Source organism: Achromobacter sp., assembly GCF_057314935.1.
The window spans coordinates 63,269-86,113 of record NZ_DBHKZA010000001.1 but is presented as its reverse complement, the minus strand read 5'-3'; the positions used below and the strand labels follow the sequence as shown (position 1 = coordinate 86,113).

Genomic DNA, 22,845 nt, shown 5'->3' with positions numbered 1-22,845 from the left:
CGGCGCGCGGCATTCAGCCCTTCTTGAACAGCCGTTTGACGACGCTGACCACGCCCAGCACCACCGCCCCGGCCGCGATACCGAACAAGGCATTGAGCAAGGTGGCGGTCAGCGCATGGACCACGCCGCCCCCGCCCACCGCGGCGGCGGCCTGCTCCACGGCGGCAGACACGGGCGCAATGCCATGAGTCAGGATGGCGCCGCCCACCATGAACATGGCCGCGGTGCCCACGACCGACAAGGTCTTCATCAGGTAGGGCGCCGCGCCCACAATGCGCTTGCCCAGCCAGGCCACGGCCTGCGACCGCTTCCGGCTCAGATACAGGCCCAGGTCGTCCAGCTTGACGATGCCCGCCACCAGGCCATAGACGCCTACCGTCATCGCGATGGCGATGATCGACAACACCAGCACCTGGCGCGTGAAGTCGGCATCCGCCACCGCGCCCAGGCTGATGACGATGATCTCGGCGGACAGAATGAAATCGGTGCGCACCGCCCCTTTGATCTTGTCACGCTCAAACGCCACCATGTCCACGGACGCGTCCTGCAGGGCTTCGGCGCGCGCGGCATGGTTGCCTTCGGCGGACGCTCCATGCGGCATGAATTTGTGGGCCAGCTTTTCCACGCCTTCGAAGCAGAGGAACGCGCCGCCCAGCATCAGCAGGGGCGTCACCGCCCAGGGCGCGAAGGCGCTGATCAGAAGCGCCGACGGCACCAGGATCAGCTTATTGATGAAGGAACCCCGGGCCACCGCCCAGACGACGGGCAACTCCCGGTTGACCGGCACGCCGGTCACTTGCTGCGCGTTCAGTGCCAGGTCGTCGCCCAGCACGCCGGCCGTCTTCTTGGCCGCCACTTTGGTCATGACGGAGACGTCGTCCAGAATCGTGGCGATATCGTCGAACAATGCGAAGAAACTGCTGCCGGCCATCAAGCATCCCCTGAGCCTAAGGTGATCCGAGTGTACAGGCGGCAAGTGCCGCCCGGCTGCAACACGAATGGCCGTTTTCATTCCTTTTGTGTCGGGATCGGGCTTGGCGCAACCGCCGCCCCGGCGCTACCCTTGCCGCTTCCCCTCCTCTTGCCAAGGACGCCCGATGCTTGCCCTGCGCCCCACCTGCGAACACTGCGACACCGCCTTGCCCCCGGCCTCCAGCCTGGCCCGCATCTGCAGTTTTGAATGCACGTTCTGCGCAGACTGCGTGGACACGCTGCTGGGCAACGTCTGCCCCAATTGCGGTGGCGGCTTCACCCCGCGCCCCATCCGCCCGGCCCGCGACCGCAAGGGAGGCAACTACCTGGGCAAGTACCCCGCCAGCGCTGAACGCAAGCACCGCCCGGTGGATCTGGCCGCGCACGAGGCGCTGCGACGCAGCCTGGACGCCGTGCCGCCCCAGGATCGCTAGGCGGCGCCTGGGGCCGCACGCCACTCAGTTGCGCGCTGTCGCCGCGGCGTCGTCGAACAGGATGTTGTTTTCCAGATGGATATGCGCCATCAGGTCTTCCTTGAACGTGCCGATGCCCAGGTATAGCGCGCGCCAGGTGTTGCACGCGGCGCGCGGCAACGTCAGGTTGTGCGTCAGCGCCAGCAGGCGTTCCAGCGCCACGCCGTGGTCATCGTGCTCCATGCGCATCCCCATGATCGGCATGGTCGCCATCGCGCCATGGCCACGGGCCAGCATGGGAAACAGCACCTGCTCTTCTTTCTGCATATGGCTTTCCAGTTCCTGCTGCATCGTGCGCAGGTGGTCGGCCAGCCCGGCCGGGCACTCCGGGCTGTCGGCATGCACCTGCTCGACCTTCAAGGCCAGCCGGATCAGTTCGGGCAACTGTTGACGGTGCACGTCGTGATAGCGGGCCAGAATGTGGTCGATCAGTTCGGCGGCCGAGGCCAGTCCCCAATCCGTTTCCCGGGGCGGGTTGCTGGACAGCGCGACCAGGCGAGCCTCGATCTGCGCCGGGTCCAGCGACCGTTGGGCGGCCGCCTCGCCCAGGCTTTTCTTGCCGCCACAGCAAAAATCCAGGTCGTATTCGTGGAACACCTGCGTGGCGCCCGGAATGCTGCGGGCCAATTGGCCCAGGGATTGCTCAACCATGCTCATCGCGTCTCTCCAGTGATCTTGACGGGTACGGGATAGAAGCGAAAAGCGTGCCAGGAAAATCTTGCTTTAAATCAATCACCTGCGAAATACAGGGTAGATAGCACCGTCGCTGGCTGGGGTTTCAATCACCCTTGAACGGTAAAATTCACCCCATGCATAGCCTCTTGCTAGCCGACCTGGTAGCCGATCTGCCGCCGGCCATCCGCCTGCACCGGCTGGTCTCCAGCCTGCGCGCGCACTTTCACTGTGGCGCGGTGGCGTTGCTTCAACAAGAAGAAGACCATCTGCGCCCCATCGCCGTGGACGGCCTGACCCAGGACGCGCTGGGCCGGCGCTTTGCCGTGCACCAGCACCCGCGCCTGGCCGCCATCCTGGCCCGGCGCGGCGTCACGTGTTTCCACCATGACAGCACGCTTCCCGATCCCTATGACGGCCTGATCAACGGCATGCCCGGCAAGCCGCTGCCGGTGCACGACTGCATGGGCACCACCCTGCACGTCGAAGGCAAGCCCTGGGGCGTGCTGACGCTGGATGCGCTGGACGTTGGCACCTTCGACGGGCAAGCCCAATCGGAACTGCGCGACGCCATCGTGCTGGTCGAAGCTGCCCTGCGCACCACGCGCCTGGAAACCGAGATCCGCGCCTTGCGCGAGGCTCGCGGCCCCGCCCCCGCCGACAACGTGGCGTTGGATCGCCACGAAATCCTGGGCAACAGCCCCGCCATCGCCCGTCTGCTGCACGAAATCGAAGTGGTGGCCGATTCCGATTTGCCGGTCCTGCTGCTGGGCGAAACCGGCGTTGGCAAGGAGTTGTTCGCGCATCGCGTGCACCGCCTGTCGCGCCGCAGCGGCAAGCCGCTGGTGCACGTGAACTGCGCCGCCCTGCCGGAGTCGCTGGCGGAAAGCGAATTATTCGGCCACGCCAAGGGCGCATTCTCCGGTGCGGTCACCGACCGGCCCGGGCGTTTCGAAGCGGCCAACGGCGGCACGCTGTTTCTGGATGAAGTGGGCGAACTGCCGCTGCTGGTGCAAGCCAAGCTGCTGCGCGCGCTGCAGAACGGCGAAATCCAGCGTTTGGGCGATGACCGCCCGCGCACCGTGGACGTGCGCATCGTGGCGGCCACCAACCGCAGCCTGAGCGACCGGGTGCAAGCGGGCGATTTCCGCGCCGACCTCTATCACCGCCTGTCGGTCTACCCCGTTCCCATCCCGCCGCTGCGTGAACGCGGCAACGACGTGCTGCTGCTGGCCGGCCGCTACCTGGAACTGAACCGCGCGCGGCTGGGCCTGCGCAGCCTGCGGCTGTCCGAAGACGCCGAAGAGATGCTGCGCCGCTATTCCTGGCCCGGCAACGTGCGGGAACTGGAACACGTGATCAGCCGGGCCGCCATCAAGGCGGTCAGCCACGGCGCCAACCGCAACGACATCGTCACGCTGGAGACGAGCCTGCTGGACGTCTCGGACAACAACTCGCCGGCGCCCGTCACGGACGCGCTGGCGTCCGATGACGGGCCGGCCGCCGGCCTGCCGTCATTGCGCGACACGGTGGACGCCTGCCAGCGCCAGGCGATTCGCCGGGCGCTGCAGGTGCACGACGGCAACTGGGCCCATGCCGCGCGCGCGCTGGACGTGGACCCCAGCAACCTGCACAAGCTCGCCAGGCGCCTGGGGCTGAAGTCCTAAGCCCTCAATACGTCGCGCGCACGTTCAACATCACGCTACGCGGCTCGCCGTAGTAGTTCGATCCATAGGCCGCCCACACGCGCTGATAGTAGACCTTGTCGAACACGTTGTTCACGGTCAGGGTCGTTTCCAGATGCTTGTTGTAGCGGTAGCCCGCCTGCGCGGACACTGTGGTGTACGGGCGCTGCTCGAACTTCACCGGCCCGTTCAACCGGTACATGCTGCTGACGCTGCGCAGGCCCGCGCCCAACGACAGCCCTTCCAGCGCACCGGTGGCGAACGAATACTTGGTCCACAGGTTGAAGGTATGGCGCGGCGTGATGAAGGCGTACTGCTGCGACTTCTGCTCGTCCGTGCCCTTCAGGGTCTTCGTCGTGGTGTAGGCATAACCCGCCGTGATGTCCCAGCCTGGCGCCGGGCTGCCGCTGATTTCGGCTTCAAAGCCCTGGCTGCGCATCTTGCCCGCAGCCATCGAGAACAGCGGATTGTCGGGGTCCGTCATGGCGCGGTTCTCGTCTTCCATGCGGAACAGCGCCATATGGCCGTTGACGCGCTTGTCCAGGAATTCGCCTTTCAGGCCGATCTCGACCTGCTTGCCCGTGCGCGGGTCCAGCAACTGGCCGTTCACGTCGGTGGTGGTTTGCGGCGTGAAGATGCTGGTGTAGCTGGCGTAGGCCGACAACTGCTCGTTCAGGTCCACCACCAGGCCCAGGTACGGCGTGAACTTGCCGTTGATGTTGCTCTTGGTGTCGGTGAACTGGTTGAAGTAGGCGTTGCGGTTCTGGGTCCGGTTTTCCCACCAGGTCAGGCGGCTGCCCGCGATGACGGACACCGCGTCCGTCACGCGCAAGTTGGCGCGCGCATACAACCCGAACTGCTCCGTCTTGCCATCGTTGCCGTTGGTGTAGTCGTAGTCGGGCTTCGGGACGTTGTTGTCCGGGTGGTAGAGGTTGATGTCGGCGTTGTCACCGCCGCCGTACTGGAAGTTTTTGCGGACATTGCGGTAGTCGGCGCCCACCGTCAGTTCGTGCTTGCGGCCAAAGGCCTCGAAGGGCGTCGCCACGAAGGCGTCCAGACCGTAGGTCTTCCAGTGGCTGCGGTACTTCCAGCTGACCAGGCAGGTGTCGCCCGTGATCGGGTCCACCGCGCAATCCGACCAGCCGAACTCGCGGCTGGGCTCGTCCTGCTCGCGGTAGATGCCGCTGACCTTGATGCGGCCGCCATTGGACAAGCGGTGCTCCACGTCCGCGAAGTACTCGGTGACTTCTTCGGTGATGTGGTTCCAGCTGGGATCCAGGTTGGTCGAGCGGCGCACGTCCAGCAACTGGCCGTCGGTGTAGCCGGGCAGGCCGAAGAACGGACGGCCCTTGTACTGCTGATAGGTCGCGCCCGCCGTCAGCGTGGTGTCCGGCGTCAGGTCGAATCCCAATGTGCCGTAGAACAGCGGCTTCTTCGTATAGACGCCGTCCACGAACGAGCGGCGGTCGTCATAGGACGCCACCAGACGGCCGCGCAACCGGCCATCGGTGTCCAGCGGACCAGTGATGTCGGCTTCGGTGTAGTAGCGGTCCCACGAGCCGGTCATGACCTGTCCGCTGAAAGCGAACTCTTTCTGCGCGCGCTTGCGCACCAGATTGACCGTGCCGCCGGGATCGCCCGCTCCCTGGTACAGGCCCGAGGGGCCGCGCAGCACTTCGATGCGGTCGTAGATGGCCAGGCCGAATCCTGCCGACAGGTCGTTGCCGGTGCTGGCAGGCGTGTTCACGCCATCGACCTGGATCGTGTCCAGCGCATAGCCGCGCGAATAGAAGTTGCCGTGGTTGCCGCCGATGCTGCCCGCTTCCACGGTAATGCCTGTGACGGTGCGCATGGCGTCGTCCAGGTTCACCAGGTTCTGATCGTCCAGCAACTGGCGCGTCACCACCGACACCGATTGCGGGATCTCGCGGACGCTTTGCGCGCCCTTGCCCAAGGTGACGGCAGCCGCCGTGTAGGACCCGGTGCCTTCGGTCGTGGCCAGATCCCGGCCCGTGACCGTGACCGGCGCCAAGGTGGTCGCGTCCGTCGCCGATTCGCTCGCAGGCGAGCGCACGACAAAGCCCGAGCCGCTGGGCACGGCGACCAGTCCGCTTTGCGCCAGCAATCGGTTCAATGCCGCCTGCGGCGTCAGTTGGCCCGAGACGGCAGGCGCGTTCAACCCCGCCACCGAGCTCGGGCTGAACAGCACTTGCACCTGCGCCTGCCGGCCCAGCGCCACCAGCGAATCCGCCAGGCTGCCGGCGGGCAGATCAAAGGTCTGCGCGGCGGCGCTTTGCGCATAGGCGGCGGACGGCGCGACAGCCTGGGCCGCCAACGCGCCCACCGACAGCGCGCACAGGATTGCGTAACGGCCAGCGGTCAGCCGGCAATGGAAATGGCGTTGCGCCATGGACTTTCCCCAGTCTAGAAGTGGATCTTCACAGGGGAAGACGCGCCAGCCGGCAAAACCCGAACGTGTCGAGAAGAAAAATTATTCGCACTCTCAAGCGCAAAGCGGGATCAGCGGCTGGCGATCACTGCCGCGCCATCCGGGCGCCGGCTCAGCGTCACCGGCAGCAGGCCGGGCAGCATATCGAGAAACGCCTCGGGCTGGCGCAAATCGAGCGTGCCCGACAAGCGCAAGCCACGGGCCCGCTCATCCGCGAAGCGCACCGGCGCGTCGCGGTACAGGCCCAGATAACCCGCCAACTGCTGCAAGGTGACGTCATGCACAACCACCACGCCATCCTGCCACGCGCCGATTTCCGTGGCCGGCACCTGCAGGCGGCGCAGCAGCCGGGCGTCGGCCCGCGCCATCAGCACGGAGTCGCCCGCCTTCAGGGTCTGCCGCGCCGAACGGTCTGGTCCGCCGACGTCCAGCATCACCTGGCCGCTGCGTACGCCGACCTGCAGCGTATCCGGCAGCAGCAGCACATTGAATTCGGTGCCGATGTCGCGCAGCTGCGCGTCGCCCGCGGCCACGGTCAGCGGCCGGCGGTCGGTGGCGGCATCGATATAGACCTCGCCCGCATCGATGCGGATATGCCGCTCGGCCAGCGTATAACGGACGCTAAGGCGTGTGCCCACGTTGGCGTGCAGCCGCGTGCCATCGGGAAGCTCCAGCGAGCGGGTCTGCGTCGAGGCGTTGGCGACCGAGGTATAGCTGACGGGCAGGTACTGATAGGCCGCGCCGGCCGCCAGCAGCAAGGCGGCCAACGCACCGCCCCAGCGCACGAATGCCGGACGGCGCGGCGCCGCCGCACGCATCGCGGGTGCCGGCGCGCGCACGGCTGCGTGGCGCGGCAGCGCGGCCATGTCGTCCCAAACCTGGGTCAGGTGTTCGTATTCTTGTCGGTGCAACGGCGATTGCGCGAGCCAGGCCTGGAACGCCTGTTCCTCGCGGAGGTCGGACACGCCATCCCGACGGCGCATGAACCATGCGCTTGCGGCCTCTTCAACAGCGGATAGGGGGTGGGATTCAGTCATGACGCTTCGCCGTGGACACGGCGCTTGCAATGCGCCAGAGCCAGTTGCAGGTGCTTTTCGACTGCCCGCACCGATATGCCCATGCGGTCGGCGATGTCCTCGCAACGGAGCTCATCATACCGATAAAGCAGAAAGGCCTCGCGCTGGCGCGGCGGCATGTCGTCAATGGCGGCCTGCAGCAAGCGCAGCCGCTGGTTCACGTCGGCGCGTGCTTCGGGTTGCTGTCCGGCGTGCGCAATCAGGCTGTCTGCCGGGGGCTCGAAACCCTGGTCGTCAAGGCTGGCCACCACATGCTCGCCCCGCACGCCTTCACGGCGCCAATGGTCGCGCAGCAAGTTACGAGCGATCTCGTACAAATAGGCGCGCGGCTTTTCCGGCGGCTCGGCACTGTGGCTGGCAGCGAGCCATTTGGCGAATGTCTCTTGCGCCAAATCCCTGGCGGTATCCGGCGAACGCTTGAGCTGCCGGTTCAGAAAACCGACCAGTTCCGTATTCCACGCCTTATACGCCTCGGCGATCACGCCGAAGAACCGCTCCCCCATGGTGCCCCTAAGTCGATATCCATCGCGCCGGCAGAAACGAGGCGCGTCTTCATGGCGTGAATCAGATGATAATGATTCTTATTGTATCAACTTTATCGGACACCGCCCGAATTCAGGCCGGGCGGACGAAGCCGCCTCAGGCTTTGATGTACACCCAGGCATGCACGCCGGATTTCAGCAGCACCGACACGCGCTTGTAGTCTGAGACTTCATAGCTGTCGGCAGCATGCAGTTCCTTCTGGCTGATTTCGAACACCGTGCCAAGGACCTCGTCCTTCGGGTCGTAACTGGCGTAGACGATGGGGTGCTCCGCCTTGCCGCTGGTCTTCAGGACCTCGGGATCGGTAATGGCCACCCAGTGCTGCACATAGCCCGTCATCGCATCGGGCCGCCCGGTCAGCTCGCGGCCGAAATTGGCCAGTTGCACCGCCTTGTCCTGCAGCGTCCCGTACGAGAAAAGCAGTATCGACGTTTCGTGGGAGTCATTCACCATCGTTCCTTCAGGGAATAATCGTGGGGAAATAAATTTACACCAGTGCGTCCACGATATATCCAAAAGGCCTGCCGGCTGCGATGAAGAGGCCGACCCGCCCTTACACCCAGGAAAGCGGCCAGCGCGCCAGGCGCGTCGCGCGGCCTTGCACGTCTTCGTATACGGCAAGCACGCCGCGCTTGTTGCGCAGGACGACGACACGCTTGCCCTCGAATTCGTTGATGTGGCTATAGTGCGCCGGCGCTTCGGCGCCGCCATCCTGCTTGTACGCTGTCTTGGCGCGATCGACAAAATCGTCATCGTCGCGTTCCACGCGCGTGATGCCCGGCCGCATGCGCACAGGCGGCATGTCTCCGGGCTGGCCGCTGCTGCCGGCCGCCATGAAACGCGCAATGCGCATCTTCACTTGGGCAGGCTCGAAGTCGGCTTGCGCCGTGCCAAGAGCCAGGATGCGTTGCCGCGCGTCTTGCGGAAGTTCCTGCCACTGGTTGAGCACGGAAGCGCCAAGATAAGCCAGGATGCGCTGCTCGGCAGCGTCCAGTTGCTCAAGCGCGAATGACGTGGCCAACGCGGAAAAACGCACGCCGCCGTAATCGTCCCATCGCGCCCTGCTTGCCCTGCCGGTTGGATTCGACATGTGATTCTCCTGGGCATGCGGGGTGAAAGCACCAGCGGCAGGATCAAACAACGCCGCTGAAAAACAAAAGGCCGCCCGTGGAATTCAGGGCGGCCCGGTCAGGCATATGCGCAGCGCAATGCTGCCGGACATCAAACTGGCCTGGCATGCGCATCAACCACGAGCCTGCCATGATTGATCGCGGCATCCACCGCCATTCCCGGGCTGGAAACGAATCCACCCGATGCGAACAACGGTACGGCGTGATGTTCGTTGAGCTTGTCCTGATCTGCCGCAAGTTCCACCGCAACCGTTGCGGTGAAGGCGGGCCGGCCGCTGCCCCCGACTGAAATCCGGGAAACACTGGCGGTAAGCCGGTAGCCCTTGTAGACCATATTGTTGTGAAACATGAAACCCCCTATTTGATCAAAAGGCCGCAAGGGCCTTCATTCACAAAGCGCGGATTTGCGTGGCGTGCGGGCCTTTGGCGCCCTGCGCGGTGACATAGCTGACGCGCTGGTTCTCCAGCAGCACCTTATGCCCGTCGCTCACGATTTCCGAGAAATGCGCAAACAAATCCTTGCCGCCGTTCTCGGGCATGATGAAGCCAAATCCTTTGGCGTCGTTGAACCACTTGACGATTCCGGTTTCCATAATCTCTTTCCTTTAAATGCGGGCACCGCCCGCGAAATGAGCCTGTCAAGGAAAGGACTGCGAACAATGAAGCGCCCCCAAGGGTGCAAGACCGGACGAAAATCACGATGCTCGAAAAGCTTCAAGTCCACTATGGGTGCAGGGGTTCTTAAAGTCAATCGGCGTTTCCGATTAGCACCAAATAGTTATTTTCCTCGCCAATTGCCGGTTATTCCCCCGAAAACCCGCGCCCGCAAGCCTGCATGCCCCCCGTTGTTTGCTTATTGCGTAACCAACACTGCTTTTACATACGCGCGCGAGGTAAAGCGCGTATGCTGGTGCGATGGTGCTTGAACGCGCGTTACCTCGCCGTGTCGCCATACAGGAGTATGGCCATGCCCATCCCACGCAATAACGTCCCGCAGTCCCTTCGAATGTCGCGCGTCGCGTCAATGGCGTACGCGCCGACCGCAGAATACGCGTGAGCGCATTCAGAAGGTCGATCGCCAAATTCGCAAACGCCTGCGTCAAACTGCTTCCGCCCGCGTCCATGCCGCCCCGCGGCGGCAGCGGCGAGCCCAAACGGGAACCACAGCGCGAACACGCTGCCATCTCGTCGCCCTGGCGCATCTATCGGATCTACGCCCGTCCCGGGCATCTGCTGATGCGCAATGAACAGGGCCGCATCCTGGACCTGGGCGTCATGAAAGGCGCCGAACCCAACCTCACGTACCGGCTGTTCGCACGAGACCTGCAGGGCAAGGGCTTCGCCACGCGCACCTTGCTGCTGGACGACATCGCCCGCCGCATCGAAGCCGGCGAAATCGGCAAGGAACTGCTGAACCTGCCCGATTGGGACCAGGCACTGGGTGCGGACCTGGATCGCGGCACGCATACCGACGTGTCGATGAAGCTGGGGCGATAAGGCGCCTGCGTCGCCCGCATGGGATATGCTTTTCGCCTGGAAATTTTCAGGGCCCGCCCATGCAAGACGCCACCGCCATTCTGGATGCTTTCGAACGCCTGGGTTGGAAGAATAACGACCCCATGGCGCAAACGCTGCAACTGCATCGTGAAGCCCCCAAGGCATTGGGCGATCTGGTCGCGCAAGCGCTGGACCGGTCGCTCGCCAATGCCACGTTCATCGACGCCGCGCTCGACTTGATGGACGACGACGCGTATGCAGCCGCGGTCGGCCTGGCCTGGCAGCGCGCAATGGCAGGGGACCTATCCGACGTCCTTGGCGCCGTGCTGGATTCCGCCGCCTTGCAATACCCCCATGTCTTCGCTGGCAATTGGGAACGGTTGCTGGCCGCCGCGCACGCCGGCGAAGGCGGTCCGGAATATCTTGATGGCCAGGCTTGGCGCGCGTTGGACGCCGCGACAGTGGAAGCGTGGTGTGCTGCGCTTGAGCCCGATACCACCGAAGGAACACTGGGCCGGGCACGTGCCATCGCCTTGCTGCGTTCGCGCCGGCCCGACGCCGTGCTGCACGCGTTCGCACGCCTGTTTCCCGATGCCTCAGATCCCGCTGCCGCATCCTGGCTGATGCTTGCCGGCTACACCCGGCGCGCCGACGGCCTGCGCTCGCTGCACACGGAACGGCCCCTGCACATCGGATTCAGCGCCGCGCAGCGCAAGCGCATGCTGGCCGAACAACCCGCCTGGCGGCGCGACATCCACACGGCCCATCCGACCTGGAACGCCGGCACGCCGCCCGTCACGCATGCGCGCATGGGCGGCGAACTTGCGAGCGCCTGCGGTCTTTGCCACGCGCCGCTGCATCGATTGCTGTCTCTGCGCGAACCCGCCCGGGCGGGGATCGACAGCGCCAACCCGATTGAATTCGCGACATGCCTGTCTTGCCAAGGTTGGGGTAGCGACGGCCCGATGTTCTTCCGGCACGATGCCGACGGCCTCGCCCGTGCACATCTGGCGCAGCAGCGCGGCGTCCCGTCGGCACCCGACTTTGTCACCGGCGCCTTGCTCGACGCCGAGGTCCAGCTCTTTGCCGCGCCCGCCCGTTGGGCCTGCCAGGATTGGGGCGAATCGAACGGCCGCCAGAACCTCAGCCGCGTCGGCGGCGCGCCCAGTTGGGTGCAGTCCGCCGACTACCCCGCCTGCCCCGACTGCCAACAGGACATGGCCGCCGTCATGCAGCTGGATTCCGGATTGCCGCAGGCAGACGGTGGCGAATGGCTATGGGGCAGCGGCGGCTGCAACTACACGTTCTGGTGCCCGGACTGCCGCGTGAGCGGGCAGCTGTGGCAATGCACGTAGCCTGCGGGTTTCCCGATCGTTTGCGCATGACGAGGCCTTTGGCCGGTCGCGCCGTCTGATAAATCTCGAGGGCGCACTCTTTTCATTTCCATGGTGTGTATGGTTCACATCATGAACAGCCTAGAGATCATTAAGCAGCTACGCCCGGCGGGGTGGGTATTCAGGCATGCCAGAGGCTCGGACCATATATTCGTCCACGCAGACAGACCCGGTCACATCACCGTGCCTCATCCCAAGAAAGACCTGGGAATCGGGTTGGTCGCCTCGATATTGAAGCAGGCAGGCCTGAAATAGACGCATCGCAGCCAATGCTGAAACGTGCGTTTTGCTTACCAAGGAAATGTATGAAATACCCCATCGCCATAGAACCCGGTAGCGACGTGCAAGCCTGGGGCGTTGTCGTCCCGGATCTGCCCGGTTGTTTTTCTGCCGCCGACTCGGGCATCGACGAAGCCATCGAGAACGCCAAGGATGCAGTAGAGCTTTGGATCGAGTCTGCGTTGGACTGCGGCGACCCTGTGCCCCCACCCGGCCGCATTCACACGCATCAATCGAAGCCGGAGTTCGCAGGGTGGATTTGGGCGATTGTTGAAATCGATCCTGCTGTGATGGATGACACCATAGAACGCGTCAACATCACCTTGCCTCGCCGAATACTCGCCAGGATCGACGCAAAGGCGCGCGCGGCCGGAGAGAGCCGTTCCGGATATATCGCCCACCTGGCGTTGACGCACTAATTCCGCCAAAGATCGGATAAGGTGTCGCCCTGCATGTCGCGCCCCATCATCCCCAGCCAGAATTCTGCACCATGACATCTTCCGCCCCTTCCCCCTACCCCGTCGCCATCGATCCCGATCAGGTCGGCGAATACCCCGCCCTGACGAAGTCCGGCGGCGGGTATTTCTATGACGACGTGCTGGAGTACCGCGTGTGGGTGCACCCGCATGCGGGGGGCGAAGACTTGCACGAAGGCGACGACTATTACTACGCGTTCGCCACGTTCGAGGACGCGGCCGAATGCGCCAACGAGACGCCGGGCGCGGAGCAGCCGCTGGTGCTGGTCCGGCAATTCGAATCCATCAACGAACCGACGCCGGGCGTCTTCGAGCATTACACCGAAGCGCGGATCACCGAATGGCGCGTGGAGTGGCTGGCCGACAGCAAGCGCACCGCCACGTCCATCCCGGATTTCCTGAAAGCGCGCGCGCACTAGGCGCGCCAGCGCTCAGCTCATGTACACGCCGCCGTTGATGGCATAGTTGGCGCCCGTCACGAAAGCCGCTTCGTCGGATGCCAGCCAGGCGCACAGCCCGGCCAGGTCGCGGGCGGTGCCCAGCCGTCCGACGGGCACGCTTTCGATGATGCGGTCCAGCAGCGCGGGCGGGAAAGCCTTCACGGTATCGTCGGCGATGAAGCCCGGCGACACCAGGTTCACCGTCACGCCGCGGGCCGCCACTTCCTGCGCCAGCGACCGCGTGAAGCCGATCACCGCGCCCTTGGCGGTGGCGTAATTGATCTGGCCGATCTGGCCTTTTTCGGCGGCGACAGACCCGATGTTGATGATGCGCCCCCAGCCACGGTCGGCCATGCTGTCGACCACCTGCTTGGTGCTGTTGAACAAGGTGTCCAGGTTGCTGCGCAGGACGGCCGACCAGTCCGCATAGCCCATCTGGCGAAAACGCATGTCCAGCATCGAGCCGGCGTTATTGACCAGCACATCGATCTCGCCGACTTCTTGGCGGACCTTGGCGAACGCCGCTTCGGTCGACGCCCAATCGGTCGCGTCGCCTTCCGAGGCGATGAAATCGTAGCCCAGGGATTTCTGTTCCTTCAGCCAGCCGTCGCGGCGCGACGAACGCGGACCGCAGCCGGCCACCACGCGGTGTCCGGCATGATGCAGCGCCTGGCAGATCGCGGTGCCCGTGTGGCCCATTCCGCTGGTGACGTAAGCAATACGCAAAGCCATGAACGTTCCTTTATGAAAGTGCGGCAGACGCCGCGGATCAAGCGACCGCGCCCACCAGGGGGAACAGGCCGAAGGCCAGGGCGGCCGCCAGCATCACCATGCAGACCATCGTGGCCCACTTCAGCGAATACCGCTGGTGGTCGCCGAATTCCACGCCGGCCAGGCCGACCAGCAGGTACGTCGACGGCACCAGGGGGCTCAGCAGGTGCACCGGTTGGCCGATCAGCGACGCGCGCGCCATCTCCACCGGCGAAATCCCGTAGCCCTGGGCGGCTTCGCTCAGGATCGGCAGCACCCCGAAGTAGAAGGCGTCGTTCGACATGAAGAACGTGAACGGCAGGCTGACCAGCGCGGTGATGCCGGCCAGGTACGGGCCCATCGCATCCGGAATCACGGCCAGCAGGCTGCGCGACATGGCTTCCACCATGCCCGTGCCCGACAAGATGCCGGTGAAGATGCCGGCGGCGAAGATCAACGACACCACCGAGAGCACGTTGCCCGCATGCTGCGCGACGCGGCGGCGCTGTTCGGCCAGGTTCGGGTAGTTGATGATCAGCGCCACCGCGAAGGCGATCATGAACAGCACCGGCAGCGGCAGGATGCCCATCACCAGGCTGACCATCAACGCCAGCGTCAGGCCCGCGTTCACCCACAGCAGCTTGGGGCGGCGCAGATCGTGGTCGACTTCGATCTCGGGCAGATTCTTGGGGCCGTCCTCGTCGTAGCCGGCATGCAGCGACGCGCCATCGGGCAGCGACAGCACGCCCAGGCGGCGGCGTTCACGCAGGCCCAGGAAGAACGCCAGGACCAGGATCGAAACGATCGCCACGCCCATCACCGGCACCAGCGGCACGAAGATGTCGCCTGCGTCCACGTGCAAGGCGCTGGCGGCGCGCGCCGTCGGCCCGCCCCACGGCGTCAGGTTCATGACGCCGCTGGCCAGCATCGCCAGGCAGGTCATGGACAGCGCGTTCATCTTCAGGCGGCGGTATAGCGGCAGCATCGAAGCCACCACGATCATGTAGGTGGTGGAACCGTCGCCGTCCAGCGAGATCACCAGGGCCAGCACGGTAGTGCCGACCACGATTTTCAAGGGATCGCCCTTCACCGCGCGCAGGATGCGGCCCACGATGGGGTCGAACAGGCCTGCATCGATCATCACCCCGAAATACAGGATGGCGAACATCAGCATCACGCCCGTGGGCGCAATCTTGCGGATGCCGTCGAGCATCATCTTGTCGATACCGGCGCCAAAGCCGCCCAGCAACGCAAAAATAATGGGGACAAGGATCAGGGCGACCAACGGCGACAGGCGCTTGGTCATGATCAGCGTCATGAACGTGATCACCATGCCGAAGCCAAGCAGGGTCAGAAGCATGAGGGGTATCTCCGACTAGTCGTTGTTATGTGTGTGGCACTGCCTCCGGCGGGGGAAGCAGGTGCCGAAGACTAGGAAGAAAAGCTGTCTGGAACCTGTCGTTTTGCCGCAAACCCCAATGCAGCGATTGCGCCTTTTGCCGCCGGACCGTCCCAAGCCGAAAGCGCCCCCTCGGGGGCAGCAAGCATGCGCGGCGTGGGGGATCGTGGACGCTACAATCGGACCCATGCGCATCCTGGTAATCGAAGACGACGAGGATCTGGCCGACGCCATCGTCCGCCGGCTGCGCCGTCTCGGCCATGCCGTGGACCTTCAAAACGACGGCCTCAGCGCCGACGGCGTCCTCCAATACGAGACCTTCGATCTGGTCATCCTGGACATCGGGCTGCCCCGCATGTCCGGCTTCGACATCCTGCATCGCCTGCGCGACCGCGGCAGCAAGACGCCAGTGCTGGCGCTGACCGCCCGCATCGACATCGAAGACCGCGTCCACGCCCTGGATACCGGCGCCGACGACTACCTGGCCAAGCCCTTTGACTTCCGCGAACTGGAAGCCCGCTGCCGCGCCCTGCTGCGCCGGCCGATCGCCCAGGCCACGGGCGTGCAGCGGTTTGGCGACCTGACCATCGACAGCGCGGCCCGCCAGGTGACCCTGGCCGGCCAGCGCATCGACCTGCCCAAGCGCGAATACAGCCTGCTGGAGATCCTGCTGGCCGGCATGAACCGCGCTGTCAGCAAATCGGAAATCGCCAACAAGCTGTTCGCCTTCGACGACGATGCCGCCCCCAATGCCATCGAGGTCTATATCGCCCGCCTGCGCCGCAAGCTGGAAGGCTCGCCGCTGCGCATCGAAACGCAGCGCGGCACCGGCTATCTGCTGACCGCGGCCGACGCCACAGGCGCCGCCGCGCCCGACACGCCGCAGGACTAAGCCGGTGCAGCACCGCCGCCTCTCGGTCCGACGCCGGCTGCTGACCATGCTGCTGGCGCTCTTTGCCGTGGGACTGGGCGCGCTCTATCTGCTGGTGCGCGGGTATGCGCAGCAGACCGCCGACACCACCTACGACCAGTTGCTGCGGGCCTCGGTCCTGTCGATGGCGGACAGCCTGCAATTGGTCCAGGGCGAATGGCAGATGGACATGCCGTACGCCGCGCTGGCGCTGTTGGAGCAAGCGCCGCGCGACCGCGTGTTCTATCGCGTGGCCGCTGGCGACGGCGGCCTGATCTCGGGTTATGGGGACCTGCCCGCCCCGGCAGGGCTGGACGCCGCCAGCACCGCGGGCGTCCCCCAACTGTATGCGGCCGTCTACCAGGGCGAGCCCGTGCGCATCGCCTGGATGGCCCGCAAGGTCGCTGGCCCCCGCAACGCCGAGATGGCCGTCATCCAGGTTGCGCAAACCCGCGAGGCGCGCAATACGCTTGCGCAGGGCATCCTCTGGCAAGGCACGCTGGCCCTGATGGGTTTCACCGCGGCAGCGCTGGCCCTGGCGTATTGGGGCCTGCAGCGCTCGTTGTCGCCCATCCAGCGCATCGAACGCGAACTCGCCGCGCGCAGCGCGTCGGACCTGCATCCCATCCACGCGCCCGTCCCCGAAGAACTGGACAAGCTGGTCCATGCGCTGGATGGCTTCATGGCGCGGCTGTCGGATAACCTGGACACGCTGCGCCTGTTCATCGCCGAAGCCGCGCATCAGCTGCGCACGCCGCTGGCTGCGCTGCATGCGCAGATGGAAGTGGCGCTGGATGAAGAAGACGCCGCTGAACAGCGCCGCAGCCTGCTGGCCGTGCTGCGTAATGCGGAAAAGCTGTCGCGCCTGGTCAACCAGCTGTTGAGCGACGCCAGCGTCATCCACCGCAGCAATGTCAAACAGTTCCAGCCGGTGAACCTGGCCGAGTTGCTGAGCCAGGCGGCCTACGACACCATCCCGCAAGCCGATCCCCAGCCCGACGTGCGGCTGCACCTGCCCGGCGCGGCAGCCGGCGAAGCGCCGCACATCCAGGGCGACAGCCTGATGCTGCGCGAAGCCTTCAAGAACCTGATCGACAACGCGCTGCGCCACGGCGCCAGCGTCGACGGCCACATCGACATCCGCCTGGACCGCCTCGACGGCTCCTGGCGGATCACCGTGTCCGATCAGGGGCCTGGCATTGCACCCGCCTTGGCCAACACCGCCTTTGAACGCTTTGCGCGCGGCCCTAATCCGCGCACGCCCGGCGCCGGCCTGGGCCTGTCCATCATCAAACGCGTGGTGGACATCCATCACGGCAAGCTCAGCCTGAGCAACCGCGTGGGCGGCGGCCTGGACGCCGTCATCACCTTACCGGCCGGCCCCTATGATGCGTAGCGCCTTGTCATCCCTGCGCGGGCTGGCCTGCGGATTGAGTCGCGGCTTGAGTCGCGGATTCGTCCGCGGGTTGGCCGCGGCGGCGGCCTTGCTGCTGATCCTGCCCGTCGGGCACGCCCAGGAAGCCAGCGGCCCGGGCCTGACGCTGGGCCCGGCCGACAGCAAAAACGTGCTGGTCCTGCACGCGTCCAACAGCGTGCAGGTCTTCAAAGGCGTGCTGGAAGACTTCAGCAGGCTGAACCCCACGATTCGCCTGGAATACACCGAACTGACGACGCAGGAGCTCTACGCCGAAACCGTGGCCCGCGGCCAAGGGACGGGGGCCGCCAAATCCGGCCCGGACCTGATCATCAGCAGCGCCATGGACTTGCAGACCAAGCTGGTCAACGACGGCTACGCGCAAGCCCACGTCTCGCCCGAGACCCGGTCGCTGCCCGCGTGGGCCAACTGGCGCGACGAGGTCTTCAGCATCGGCACCGATCCCATCGTGATGGTCTACAACACGCGCAAGCTCGACGCCGCCCGCGCCCCGCACACTCGCCGCGAACTGCTGTCGCTGCTGCAGGCCCCGGACCAGCCCCTGGCCGGCAGGATCTCGACGTACGACGTCCAGGGCAGCGGCATCGGCTATCTGGCCGCCACGCAGGACACGCGGCTCGACAGCATGGCCGGCGCACTGCTGGCGGCGCTGGGACGCAGCGGCGTCACGGTCCATCAGTCCACCGAAGACGCCCTGGACAAGCTCGAGCGCGGCGACATCACGCTGGCCTACAACTTGCTGGAGTCCTACACCCGGCACCGCATCGACCAAGGCGCGCCGCTGGCGATCATCTACCCGCAGGACTACACGCTGATGCTGTCACGATCGGCGGTCATTCCCAAGCAGGCGCCGCGCGCGGACCTGGGCGCCCTGCTCCTGGACTATCTGCTGTCGGCACGCGGACAGGAAATGGTCGCCCGGCAATCCGGCATGCGGCCCGTCAGCGCATCCGTCGTTCCTGCGGCAGGCGTGCGCCCGATGGGCCTGGGCGTGGGATTGCTGGTGTATCTGGACCCGCTGAAAAAACGCCATTTCCTGGATTTCTGGCGGGTGGCGGTAATGCCTGCCGCTGCGGCAGACGCCAAGCCCTAGGGCGCCTGCCGGTCCCATCCGGTGGAAATATCCCGGTGCGGCTGCACCACGCGCGACAGGAGCGGCCTTTTTCCCCGGCCCCGCTCGCAGCGAATCTGTCCTTCGCCGCCGTTTTGCGAGGATAATTTCCGCTTGGGTCCGCGGCGGCCGATATCCATGCGCCCTACACCGCCAACCCTTCCGCTCTGATCGGCAGCAGCCGAGCGCCGCTTTGGCCCGAAGAGGCCGAAGCTTCCCACCAGCACCTGAGACACGTAGCAGCGATTACGGTTGAACCAGCGTTGGAGGCACACCATGGCCGAGCATCAGATTGTTTTGCGGCGCGCGATCGACGCCGTGCATCACCTGACCGACCCCGAGCCGCCCTGGCAAGACATTCTGCGCACCGCCCGCGACCTGGTCGGCGCGGACAGCGGCACGCTGATCGTCTTCGATGCCCGCAACAAGCTGCTGAACTTGTCCGCCATCGGCTTTTCCGACGCGTGCTTCGCCGATTATCAAGGCCATTACCACCGTTGCGACATCCTGGAACAGGACTCCCGGCGGGCCCCGGCCGGCACCTGGCTGGACACGGCGCACATGTACAGCCCCGCCCAGCTGCAACGCACGGAGTTCTATACGGACTTCATGGTCAAGCACCGGATGGCGCAGATACTGAGCCTGATCGTCGAATCGAACACCGTCCTGCACGCCTCCATCGGCTTTCAGCGCGCAACGGTCGACCCCAAGGCCAGCCAGCGCCTGCAATCCGGCGATTTCGCCCAATACTTCCGCACGCTGCAAAGCCACCTCGCGCAGCGCGAAAAAGCGCTGGCCGTCGGCTGGCAATCGATCGAACGCGCCTTCTCGGAACTGGACGAGGCCATCTTGCTGATCAGCAAGGAGGGCATGGTCAACGAGATGTCCGCGCTGGCGGCGCGGTATCTGGACGACGCCCATGGCTGGGCGGTGCGCGGCGGAAAGCTGCGGCACGCCGACCCCAAGGTGCAGCGCTTGTTCGATGCCAACTGCGCCGCGGCCGTCCGGGACGGGAAAACGCGATCGCTGGCCACCGCGTCCGGCTGGGGGGAGTTTTTCTGGATCGACATCAGCCCCGCGCCAGACGCATTGAGCTTGATCGGCGGCAAGATGTTGCTGATCCGCATGCGAAGAAGGAGCGCGTTCGCCATGCCCGACGTCTCCAAGCTGGAATCCGTGTTTGCCATCACGCATGCCGAAGCCGCCGTCCTCGCCGGTCTTGCCGCCGGCCATAGCGTGGAGGAAGTCGCCATCCTGCGCCAGGCCTCCGTGCTGACCGTGCGCAAGCAGGTCGCATCGCTCCTCAGCAAAATGGAATGCAGCCGCCAGGCGGAACTGGTCCGCTTGGCCTCCTTGCTGTAGATCGCACGCCCCCCAAAAGCCGGAAGATCGCTGCCCCGGACACCTGCGGGCGTACTCAATTTTGAGTATGCGGCCTGCACCCATGCGGCCCTACGATGAGTCCGAAGCCATGAGAGAGGGGGCATTCCGGTCCCGCAGCGGTCCTTGCCCAAGGCTGCACCCCATGCATCCCGTCAAGGACACCGGAAAAGCTGCGATCACGCTTGTCATCAAGGAGCACTTCATGAAGCCCATCCTGACCCTCCGCGCCGCCCTTCCTGTCGCCCTGGCGGCCCTTGCGCTGCTGTCCGGCCCCGCCGCTGCACAAATGGGAGCCGCCCCCACCACCGCCACGCCCGAGCCGAACATCGCCCTGAGCCGCGACGATGTCATGCGCGACCTGGCCGCCTGGAAGCAATCCGGCGTCGAAAGAAATTGGAACAGCGACAACACGCCGGACATCAACAGCCCCGAGTACGTCGCCAGCTATCGGAAATACGTGGAAACGGTCAGACCGGCCACCTCGCAGCAAATGCAATCGCAAACGCGCAGCCCGGGCAAGTGGTAATGCCTTTGCCGCGCCCTTTGCGGCACCCGCCTGCCGTTGGCGCCCGGACGGCCAGGCTGGCGGGCGGTCCGTCCGGGCGCGACGGCCCACGCCTGCCCGTCAGGCGCTAGGGCGTCGCCCCCAGTTCCCTGCCCAGCCATTCGCAAAACGCGTGCGTCGACGGCTCGTCCTGGCTGTCCCGATGCACCAGCCAGGACCACTTCGGCCCTCGCACCGTCTGCTCGGAGAGCGCCGCCAACGAGCCGTCAGCGCGCCAGCGTGCAGCCAGCAACGCACTGACCAGCGCCATGCCCAAGCCCTCCCGGGCGGCGTCCAGCAACTGGCCAGGATCCGAAAAATTCATGCCCTGTCCGCGCTGGCCCACATCGGCCCCGCCCTGCGTTTCCCAATGGCTCCAGTCCATCTCCCGTTCGCCATGCAGGGTAGCGGGCGCGCCGGCGCTGTCCGCCAACAAGCTGGGGTGGCACGCCGGATACAGGCGGTCTTCCACCAGCACCCGGAACGCGCAATCCGTCTGCGGGCCCAGGTCATCGCGAATCGCCACATCCACCGTCTGCTTAGCCATATCCGGCGCGGCCTCGCTGGTGTAGAGCCACAAGTCCGCCTGGGGATGCCGTTCGCGGAACGCCTTCAGCCTGGGCAGCAGCCAGTGCCGCGAAAACGCCGGCGTCGTGTTCACAATCAACTGGTCCGGCTTGCGGTATTGGTCCAGCCTGCGGATGCCGGCGGCCAATTGCTGCAACATCGCCTGCGTCGTGGCCAGCAGGTCCCAGCCTGCATCGGTCAATGCCACCGTGCGCCCTTGGCGGAAGAACAAGGGCTGCTCCAACAAGTCCTCCAGGCTGCGAACCTGCTGGCTGATCGCCGATTGCGTCAGGTGCAGTTCGTTGGCGGCTTTATGGAAGCTGCCCAGGCGGGCGGCCGCCTCGAAGCCCCGCAGCACGTTCAGTGCAGGCCAGTGTTTAAGCATATTGATAAGCCCTGCTAATTATAATTCCACTAAATATATCGCTTGTTCGAGTCTTTTACCCAGCAATACACTGCTTCTCAAGGGGTGTGCACGCCTTTCTTTTTCATAACCATCATTTATCAATTCAAATCTGAACCCAGGAGCCCCCGTGCCATCCCGCCGTCGACTCATCCAACAAGCCTCCCTGCTTTTCGGCGTTCGCGCCGCCGCCGCGCTCGGTCTGGGCCTGCTGACGCCCGCCGCCCGGGCCGCACCCGGATCCGGCTGGCGCATGCCCGATGAAAGCGCTTCCCAGGCACGCGCCTTCATCGCGTTTGGCGCCCAGGACGCCATCTGGGACGACATCACCGCTGACGTCCAGGCCGCGTTGGGCCGCATCGCCCGCGCCATTGCTGACTTTCAGCCCGTCACCGTGTTTTGCCGCGCGGGCGAGCTGCAGCAGGCCCAGCGCCATTGCGGCACGGCCAATGTCACGTTTGTAGAAACCCGCCTCGACGATATCTGGATGCGCGACATCGGCGCGAACTTCGTCCTGAACGGACAAGGCGGCGTGGCCGGCGTGGACTTCAACTTCAACGGCTGGGGCAACAAGCAGCGCCATGCCTCCGACGCCAGGATCGCCGCCGAAACCGTGGAACTCGCCGACGCGGAGTATGTGCAAAGCGACCTGATCGGCGAAGGCGGCGGCATTGAAGTCGACGGCCGCGGCACCGGCATCATGACCGAAAGCAGCTGGATCAACCCCAACCGCAATCCCGAATGGACCAAGGCTGAGGTCGAGGACGAACTCAAGCGTTGCCTGGGCCTGCGCAAGATCATCTGGCTGCCCGGCATCAAAGGCCGAGACATCACCGACGCTCACGTGGACTTCTATGCGCGATTCGTGCGCCCCGGCATTGTCGTCGCCAACCTGGACATGGATCCGGACTCGTACGACTACGCCTTGACGCGCAAGCATCTGGATATCTTGCGCCGCGCGACCGATGCCGACGGCAATCCGCTGGAAATCCACACCGTAAGCCCGCCGCTGCACCCGCGGCGCAGCAAGTTCCTGGACGGCAATGACGATTTCGCAGCCGGCTACATCAATTACTTCGTCATCAATGGCGCAGTGATCGCACCGGAATTCGGCGACCCGGCCGCGGACACGAAGGCGCGGGACTTGCTGGCGCGGCTATATCCCGGCCGCAAGGTCGTGCAGATCGATATCGATGCCATCGCCTCGGGAGGCGGCGGCATCCACTGCGTGACGAACCAGCTGCCTGCGGCCTGACG

The 22,845-nt window shown here is 65.2% G+C and carries 25 protein-coding genes; 13 read left to right on the top strand and 12 right to left on the bottom strand.

The window, feature by feature from the left end; genetic code table 11:
• Positions 1 to 13: 13 nt before the first annotated feature.
• Positions 14 to 931, bottom strand: a complete 918-nt coding sequence (locus tag ACO6D5_RS00425) for a DUF808 domain-containing protein (RefSeq protein WP_485824305.1) — start codon at positions 929 to 931, stop codon at positions 14 to 16.
• Between the two features lie 166 nt (positions 932 to 1,097).
• Between ACO6D5_RS00425 and ACO6D5_RS00420 the strand changes: the two genes are divergently transcribed.
• Positions 1,098 to 1,406 (top strand): DUF1272 domain-containing protein, encoded by a 309-nt coding sequence (locus tag ACO6D5_RS00420; protein ID WP_315526661.1) that lies wholly within the window; start codon positions 1,098 to 1,100, stop codon positions 1,404 to 1,406.
• A gap of 24 nt (positions 1,407 to 1,430) precedes the next feature.
• Here the strand turns inward: ACO6D5_RS00420 and ytfE are convergent, their stop codons facing one another.
• Positions 1,431 to 2,102, bottom strand: a complete 672-nt coding sequence (gene ytfE, locus ACO6D5_RS00415) for an iron-sulfur cluster repair protein YtfE (RefSeq protein WP_485824304.1) — start codon at positions 2,100 to 2,102, stop codon at positions 1,431 to 1,433.
• A 152-nt stretch (positions 2,103 to 2,254) separates the two neighbouring features.
• On the opposite strand from ytfE, the gene norR reads away from it, so the two are divergent.
• Complete coding sequence (gene norR / locus ACO6D5_RS00410) at positions 2,255 to 3,784, top strand: nitric oxide reductase transcriptional regulator NorR (protein ID WP_485824303.1); 1,530 nt, start codon at positions 2,255 to 2,257, stop codon at positions 3,782 to 3,784.
• A gap of 4 nt (positions 3,785 to 3,788) precedes the next feature.
• On the opposite strand, the gene ACO6D5_RS00405 is transcribed toward norR, so the two are convergent.
• The 7 genes from ACO6D5_RS00405 to ACO6D5_RS00375 all read right to left on the bottom strand — a co-directional run bounded on the left by ACO6D5_RS00405 (position 3,789) and on the right by ACO6D5_RS00375 (position 9,593).
• Positions 3,789 to 6,212 (bottom strand): TonB-dependent siderophore receptor, encoded by a 2,424-nt coding sequence (locus tag ACO6D5_RS00405; RefSeq protein ID WP_485824302.1) that lies wholly within the window; start codon positions 6,210 to 6,212, stop codon positions 3,789 to 3,791.
• Between the two features lie 110 nt (positions 6,213 to 6,322).
• Positions 6,323 to 7,288 (bottom strand): FecR family protein, encoded by a 966-nt coding sequence (locus ACO6D5_RS00400; protein WP_485824301.1) that lies wholly within the window; start codon positions 7,286 to 7,288, stop codon positions 6,323 to 6,325.
• The gene (locus ACO6D5_RS00395) at positions 7,285 to 7,830 is read right to left on the bottom strand and encodes a sigma-70 family RNA polymerase sigma factor (RefSeq protein ID WP_315526656.1); all 546 of its coding nucleotides are present in this window, start codon (positions 7,828 to 7,830) and stop codon (positions 7,285 to 7,287) included. The genes ACO6D5_RS00400 and ACO6D5_RS00395 overlap by 4 nt, the downstream gene beginning before the upstream one ends.
• A gap of 136 nt (positions 7,831 to 7,966) precedes the next feature.
• Positions 7,967 to 8,323, bottom strand: a complete 357-nt coding sequence (locus ACO6D5_RS00390) for a gamma-glutamylcyclotransferase (RefSeq protein ID WP_315526655.1) — start codon at positions 8,321 to 8,323, stop codon at positions 7,967 to 7,969.
• A 100-nt stretch (positions 8,324 to 8,423) separates the two neighbouring features.
• On the bottom strand, positions 8,424 to 8,960 hold the full coding sequence (locus ACO6D5_RS00385) for a hypothetical protein (RefSeq protein ID WP_485824300.1): 537 nt from the start codon (positions 8,958 to 8,960) through the stop codon (positions 8,424 to 8,426).
• 131 nt (positions 8,961 to 9,091) lie between these two features.
• Positions 9,092 to 9,349 carry a hypothetical protein gene (locus tag ACO6D5_RS00380; protein ID WP_315526653.1) on the bottom strand — a complete coding sequence of 86 codons (258 nt, stop codon included), beginning with the start codon at positions 9,347 to 9,349 and terminating at the stop codon, positions 9,092 to 9,094.
• 40 nt (positions 9,350 to 9,389) lie between these two features.
• The gene (locus tag ACO6D5_RS00375; protein WP_006223700.1) at positions 9,390 to 9,593 is read right to left on the bottom strand and encodes a cold-shock protein; all 204 of its coding nucleotides are present in this window, start codon (positions 9,591 to 9,593) and stop codon (positions 9,390 to 9,392) included.
• A 460-nt stretch (positions 9,594 to 10,053) separates the two neighbouring features.
• Between ACO6D5_RS00375 and ACO6D5_RS00370 the strand changes: the two genes are divergently transcribed.
• The 5 genes from ACO6D5_RS00370 to ACO6D5_RS00350 all read left to right on the top strand — a co-directional run bounded on the left by ACO6D5_RS00370 (position 10,054) and on the right by ACO6D5_RS00350 (position 13,065).
• Positions 10,054 to 10,497: a hypothetical protein gene (locus ACO6D5_RS00370; protein ID WP_315526652.1), complete on the top strand. Its 444-nt coding sequence runs from the start codon at positions 10,054 to 10,056 to the stop codon at positions 10,495 to 10,497.
• Positions 10,498 to 10,556: 59 nt separating this feature from the next.
• The gene (locus ACO6D5_RS00365) at positions 10,557 to 11,852 is read left to right on the top strand and encodes a hypothetical protein (protein WP_485824299.1); all 1,296 of its coding nucleotides are present in this window, start codon (positions 10,557 to 10,559) and stop codon (positions 11,850 to 11,852) included.
• Between the two features lie 111 nt (positions 11,853 to 11,963).
• On the top strand, positions 11,964 to 12,146 hold the full coding sequence (locus ACO6D5_RS00360; RefSeq protein ID WP_485824298.1) for a type II toxin-antitoxin system HicA family toxin: 183 nt from the start codon (positions 11,964 to 11,966) through the stop codon (positions 12,144 to 12,146).
• A 50-nt stretch (positions 12,147 to 12,196) separates the two neighbouring features.
• On the top strand, positions 12,197 to 12,589 hold the full coding sequence (locus tag ACO6D5_RS00355) for a type II toxin-antitoxin system HicB family antitoxin (protein WP_485824297.1): 393 nt from the start codon (positions 12,197 to 12,199) through the stop codon (positions 12,587 to 12,589).
• Positions 12,590 to 12,660: 71 nt separating this feature from the next.
• Positions 12,661 to 13,065: a GCN5 family acetyltransferase gene (locus ACO6D5_RS00350; RefSeq protein WP_485824296.1), complete on the top strand. Its 405-nt coding sequence runs from the start codon at positions 12,661 to 12,663 to the stop codon at positions 13,063 to 13,065.
• A gap of 12 nt (positions 13,066 to 13,077) precedes the next feature.
• On the opposite strand, the gene ACO6D5_RS00345 is transcribed toward ACO6D5_RS00350, so the two are convergent.
• Both ACO6D5_RS00345 and ACO6D5_RS00340 read right to left on the bottom strand, forming a co-directional pair.
• On the bottom strand, positions 13,078 to 13,818 hold the full coding sequence (locus ACO6D5_RS00345) for an SDR family oxidoreductase (RefSeq protein WP_315526647.1): 741 nt from the start codon (positions 13,816 to 13,818) through the stop codon (positions 13,078 to 13,080).
• Between the two features lie 37 nt (positions 13,819 to 13,855).
• Complete coding sequence (locus tag ACO6D5_RS00340; protein ID WP_315526646.1) at positions 13,856 to 15,196, bottom strand: CitMHS family transporter; 1,341 nt, start codon at positions 15,194 to 15,196, stop codon at positions 13,856 to 13,858.
• A gap of 226 nt (positions 15,197 to 15,422) precedes the next feature.
• Between ACO6D5_RS00340 and ACO6D5_RS00335 the strand changes: the two genes are divergently transcribed.
• The 5 genes from ACO6D5_RS00335 to ACO6D5_RS00315 all read left to right on the top strand — a co-directional run bounded on the left by ACO6D5_RS00335 (position 15,423) and on the right by ACO6D5_RS00315 (position 20,600).
• A complete protein-coding gene (locus tag ACO6D5_RS00335; RefSeq protein WP_485824295.1) occupies positions 15,423 to 16,127 on the top strand; it encodes a response regulator in 705 nt (234 codons plus the stop codon).
• Between the two features lie 4 nt (positions 16,128 to 16,131).
• Positions 16,132 to 17,541, top strand: a complete 1,410-nt coding sequence (locus ACO6D5_RS00330; RefSeq protein ID WP_485824294.1) for a sensor histidine kinase N-terminal domain-containing protein — start codon at positions 16,132 to 16,134, stop codon at positions 17,539 to 17,541.
• Positions 17,531 to 18,673, top strand: coding sequence for an ABC transporter substrate-binding protein (locus ACO6D5_RS00325; RefSeq protein WP_485824293.1), 1,143 nt, complete (start codon positions 17,531 to 17,533; stop codon positions 18,671 to 18,673). The genes ACO6D5_RS00330 and ACO6D5_RS00325 overlap by 11 nt, the downstream gene beginning before the upstream one ends.
• 294 nt (positions 18,674 to 18,967) lie before the next feature.
• Positions 18,968 to 20,053 (top strand): LuxR family transcriptional regulator, encoded by a 1,086-nt coding sequence (locus ACO6D5_RS00320; RefSeq protein WP_485824292.1) that lies wholly within the window; start codon positions 18,968 to 18,970, stop codon positions 20,051 to 20,053.
• Between the two features lie 163 nt (positions 20,054 to 20,216).
• Positions 20,217 to 20,600: a DUF4148 domain-containing protein gene (locus ACO6D5_RS00315; protein WP_485824291.1), complete on the top strand. Its 384-nt coding sequence runs from the start codon at positions 20,217 to 20,219 to the stop codon at positions 20,598 to 20,600.
• 106 nt (positions 20,601 to 20,706) lie between these two features.
• Here the strand turns inward: ACO6D5_RS00315 and ACO6D5_RS00310 are convergent, their stop codons facing one another.
• Entirely contained in the window at positions 20,707 to 21,570 is an 864-nt protein-coding gene (locus ACO6D5_RS00310) for a LysR substrate-binding domain-containing protein (protein ID WP_485824290.1), read from the bottom strand.
• Between the two features lie 148 nt (positions 21,571 to 21,718).
• On the opposite strand from ACO6D5_RS00310, the gene ACO6D5_RS00305 reads away from it, so the two are divergent.
• The gene (locus ACO6D5_RS00305; RefSeq protein WP_485824289.1) at positions 21,719 to 22,843 is read left to right on the top strand and encodes an agmatine deiminase family protein; all 1,125 of its coding nucleotides are present in this window, start codon (positions 21,719 to 21,721) and stop codon (positions 22,841 to 22,843) included.
• Positions 22,844 to 22,845: the final 2 nt, after the last annotated feature.

Bases quoted from the DNA above. Each gene is read 5' to 3' on its own strand.
- ACO6D5_RS00425 (WP_485824305.1), bottom strand. From the start codon at position 931: ATGGCCGGCAGCAGTTTCTTCGCATTGTTCGACGATATCGCCACGATT.
- ACO6D5_RS00420 (WP_315526661.1), top strand. From the start codon at position 1,098: ATGCTTGCCCTGCGCCCCACCTGCGAACACTGCGACACCGCCTTGCCC.
- ytfE (WP_485824304.1), bottom strand. From the start codon at position 2,102: ATGAGCATGGTTGAGCAATCCCTGGGCCAATTGGCCCGCAGCATTCCG.
- norR (WP_485824303.1), top strand. From the start codon at position 2,255: ATGCATAGCCTCTTGCTAGCCGACCTGGTAGCCGATCTGCCGCCGGCC.
- ACO6D5_RS00405 (WP_485824302.1), bottom strand. From the start codon at position 6,212: ATGGCGCAACGCCATTTCCATTGCCGGCTGACCGCTGGCCGTTACGCA.
- ACO6D5_RS00400 (WP_485824301.1), bottom strand. From the start codon at position 7,288: ATGACTGAATCCCACCCCCTATCCGCTGTTGAAGAGGCCGCAAGCGCA.
- ACO6D5_RS00395 (WP_315526656.1), bottom strand. From the start codon at position 7,830: ATGGGGGAGCGGTTCTTCGGCGTGATCGCCGAGGCGTATAAGGCGTGG.
- ACO6D5_RS00390 (WP_315526655.1), bottom strand. From the start codon at position 8,323: ATGGTGAATGACTCCCACGAAACGTCGATACTGCTTTTCTCGTACGGG.
- ACO6D5_RS00385 (WP_485824300.1), bottom strand. From the start codon at position 8,960: ATGTCGAATCCAACCGGCAGGGCAAGCAGGGCGCGATGGGACGATTAC.
- ACO6D5_RS00380 (WP_315526653.1), bottom strand. From the start codon at position 9,349: ATGTTTCACAACAATATGGTCTACAAGGGCTACCGGCTTACCGCCAGT.
- ACO6D5_RS00375 (WP_006223700.1), bottom strand. From the start codon at position 9,593: ATGGAAACCGGAATCGTCAAGTGGTTCAACGACGCCAAAGGATTTGGC.
- ACO6D5_RS00365 (WP_485824299.1), top strand. From the start codon at position 10,557: ATGCAAGACGCCACCGCCATTCTGGATGCTTTCGAACGCCTGGGTTGG.
- ACO6D5_RS00360 (WP_485824298.1), top strand. From the start codon at position 11,964: ATGAACAGCCTAGAGATCATTAAGCAGCTACGCCCGGCGGGGTGGGTA.
- ACO6D5_RS00355 (WP_485824297.1), top strand. From the start codon at position 12,197: ATGAAATACCCCATCGCCATAGAACCCGGTAGCGACGTGCAAGCCTGG.
- ACO6D5_RS00350 (WP_485824296.1), top strand. From the start codon at position 12,661: ATGACATCTTCCGCCCCTTCCCCCTACCCCGTCGCCATCGATCCCGAT.
- ACO6D5_RS00345 (WP_315526647.1), bottom strand. From the start codon at position 13,818: ATGGCTTTGCGTATTGCTTACGTCACCAGCGGAATGGGCCACACGGGC.
- ACO6D5_RS00340 (WP_315526646.1), bottom strand. From the start codon at position 15,196: ATGCTTCTGACCCTGCTTGGCTTCGGCATGGTGATCACGTTCATGACG.
- ACO6D5_RS00335 (WP_485824295.1), top strand. From the start codon at position 15,423: ATGCGCATCCTGGTAATCGAAGACGACGAGGATCTGGCCGACGCCATC.
- ACO6D5_RS00325 (WP_485824293.1), top strand. From the start codon at position 17,531: ATGATGCGTAGCGCCTTGTCATCCCTGCGCGGGCTGGCCTGCGGATTG.
- ACO6D5_RS00320 (WP_485824292.1), top strand. From the start codon at position 18,968: ATGGCCGAGCATCAGATTGTTTTGCGGCGCGCGATCGACGCCGTGCAT.
- ACO6D5_RS00315 (WP_485824291.1), top strand. From the start codon at position 20,217: ATGCATCCCGTCAAGGACACCGGAAAAGCTGCGATCACGCTTGTCATC.
- ACO6D5_RS00310 (WP_485824290.1), bottom strand. From the start codon at position 21,570: ATGCTTAAACACTGGCCTGCACTGAACGTGCTGCGGGGCTTCGAGGCG.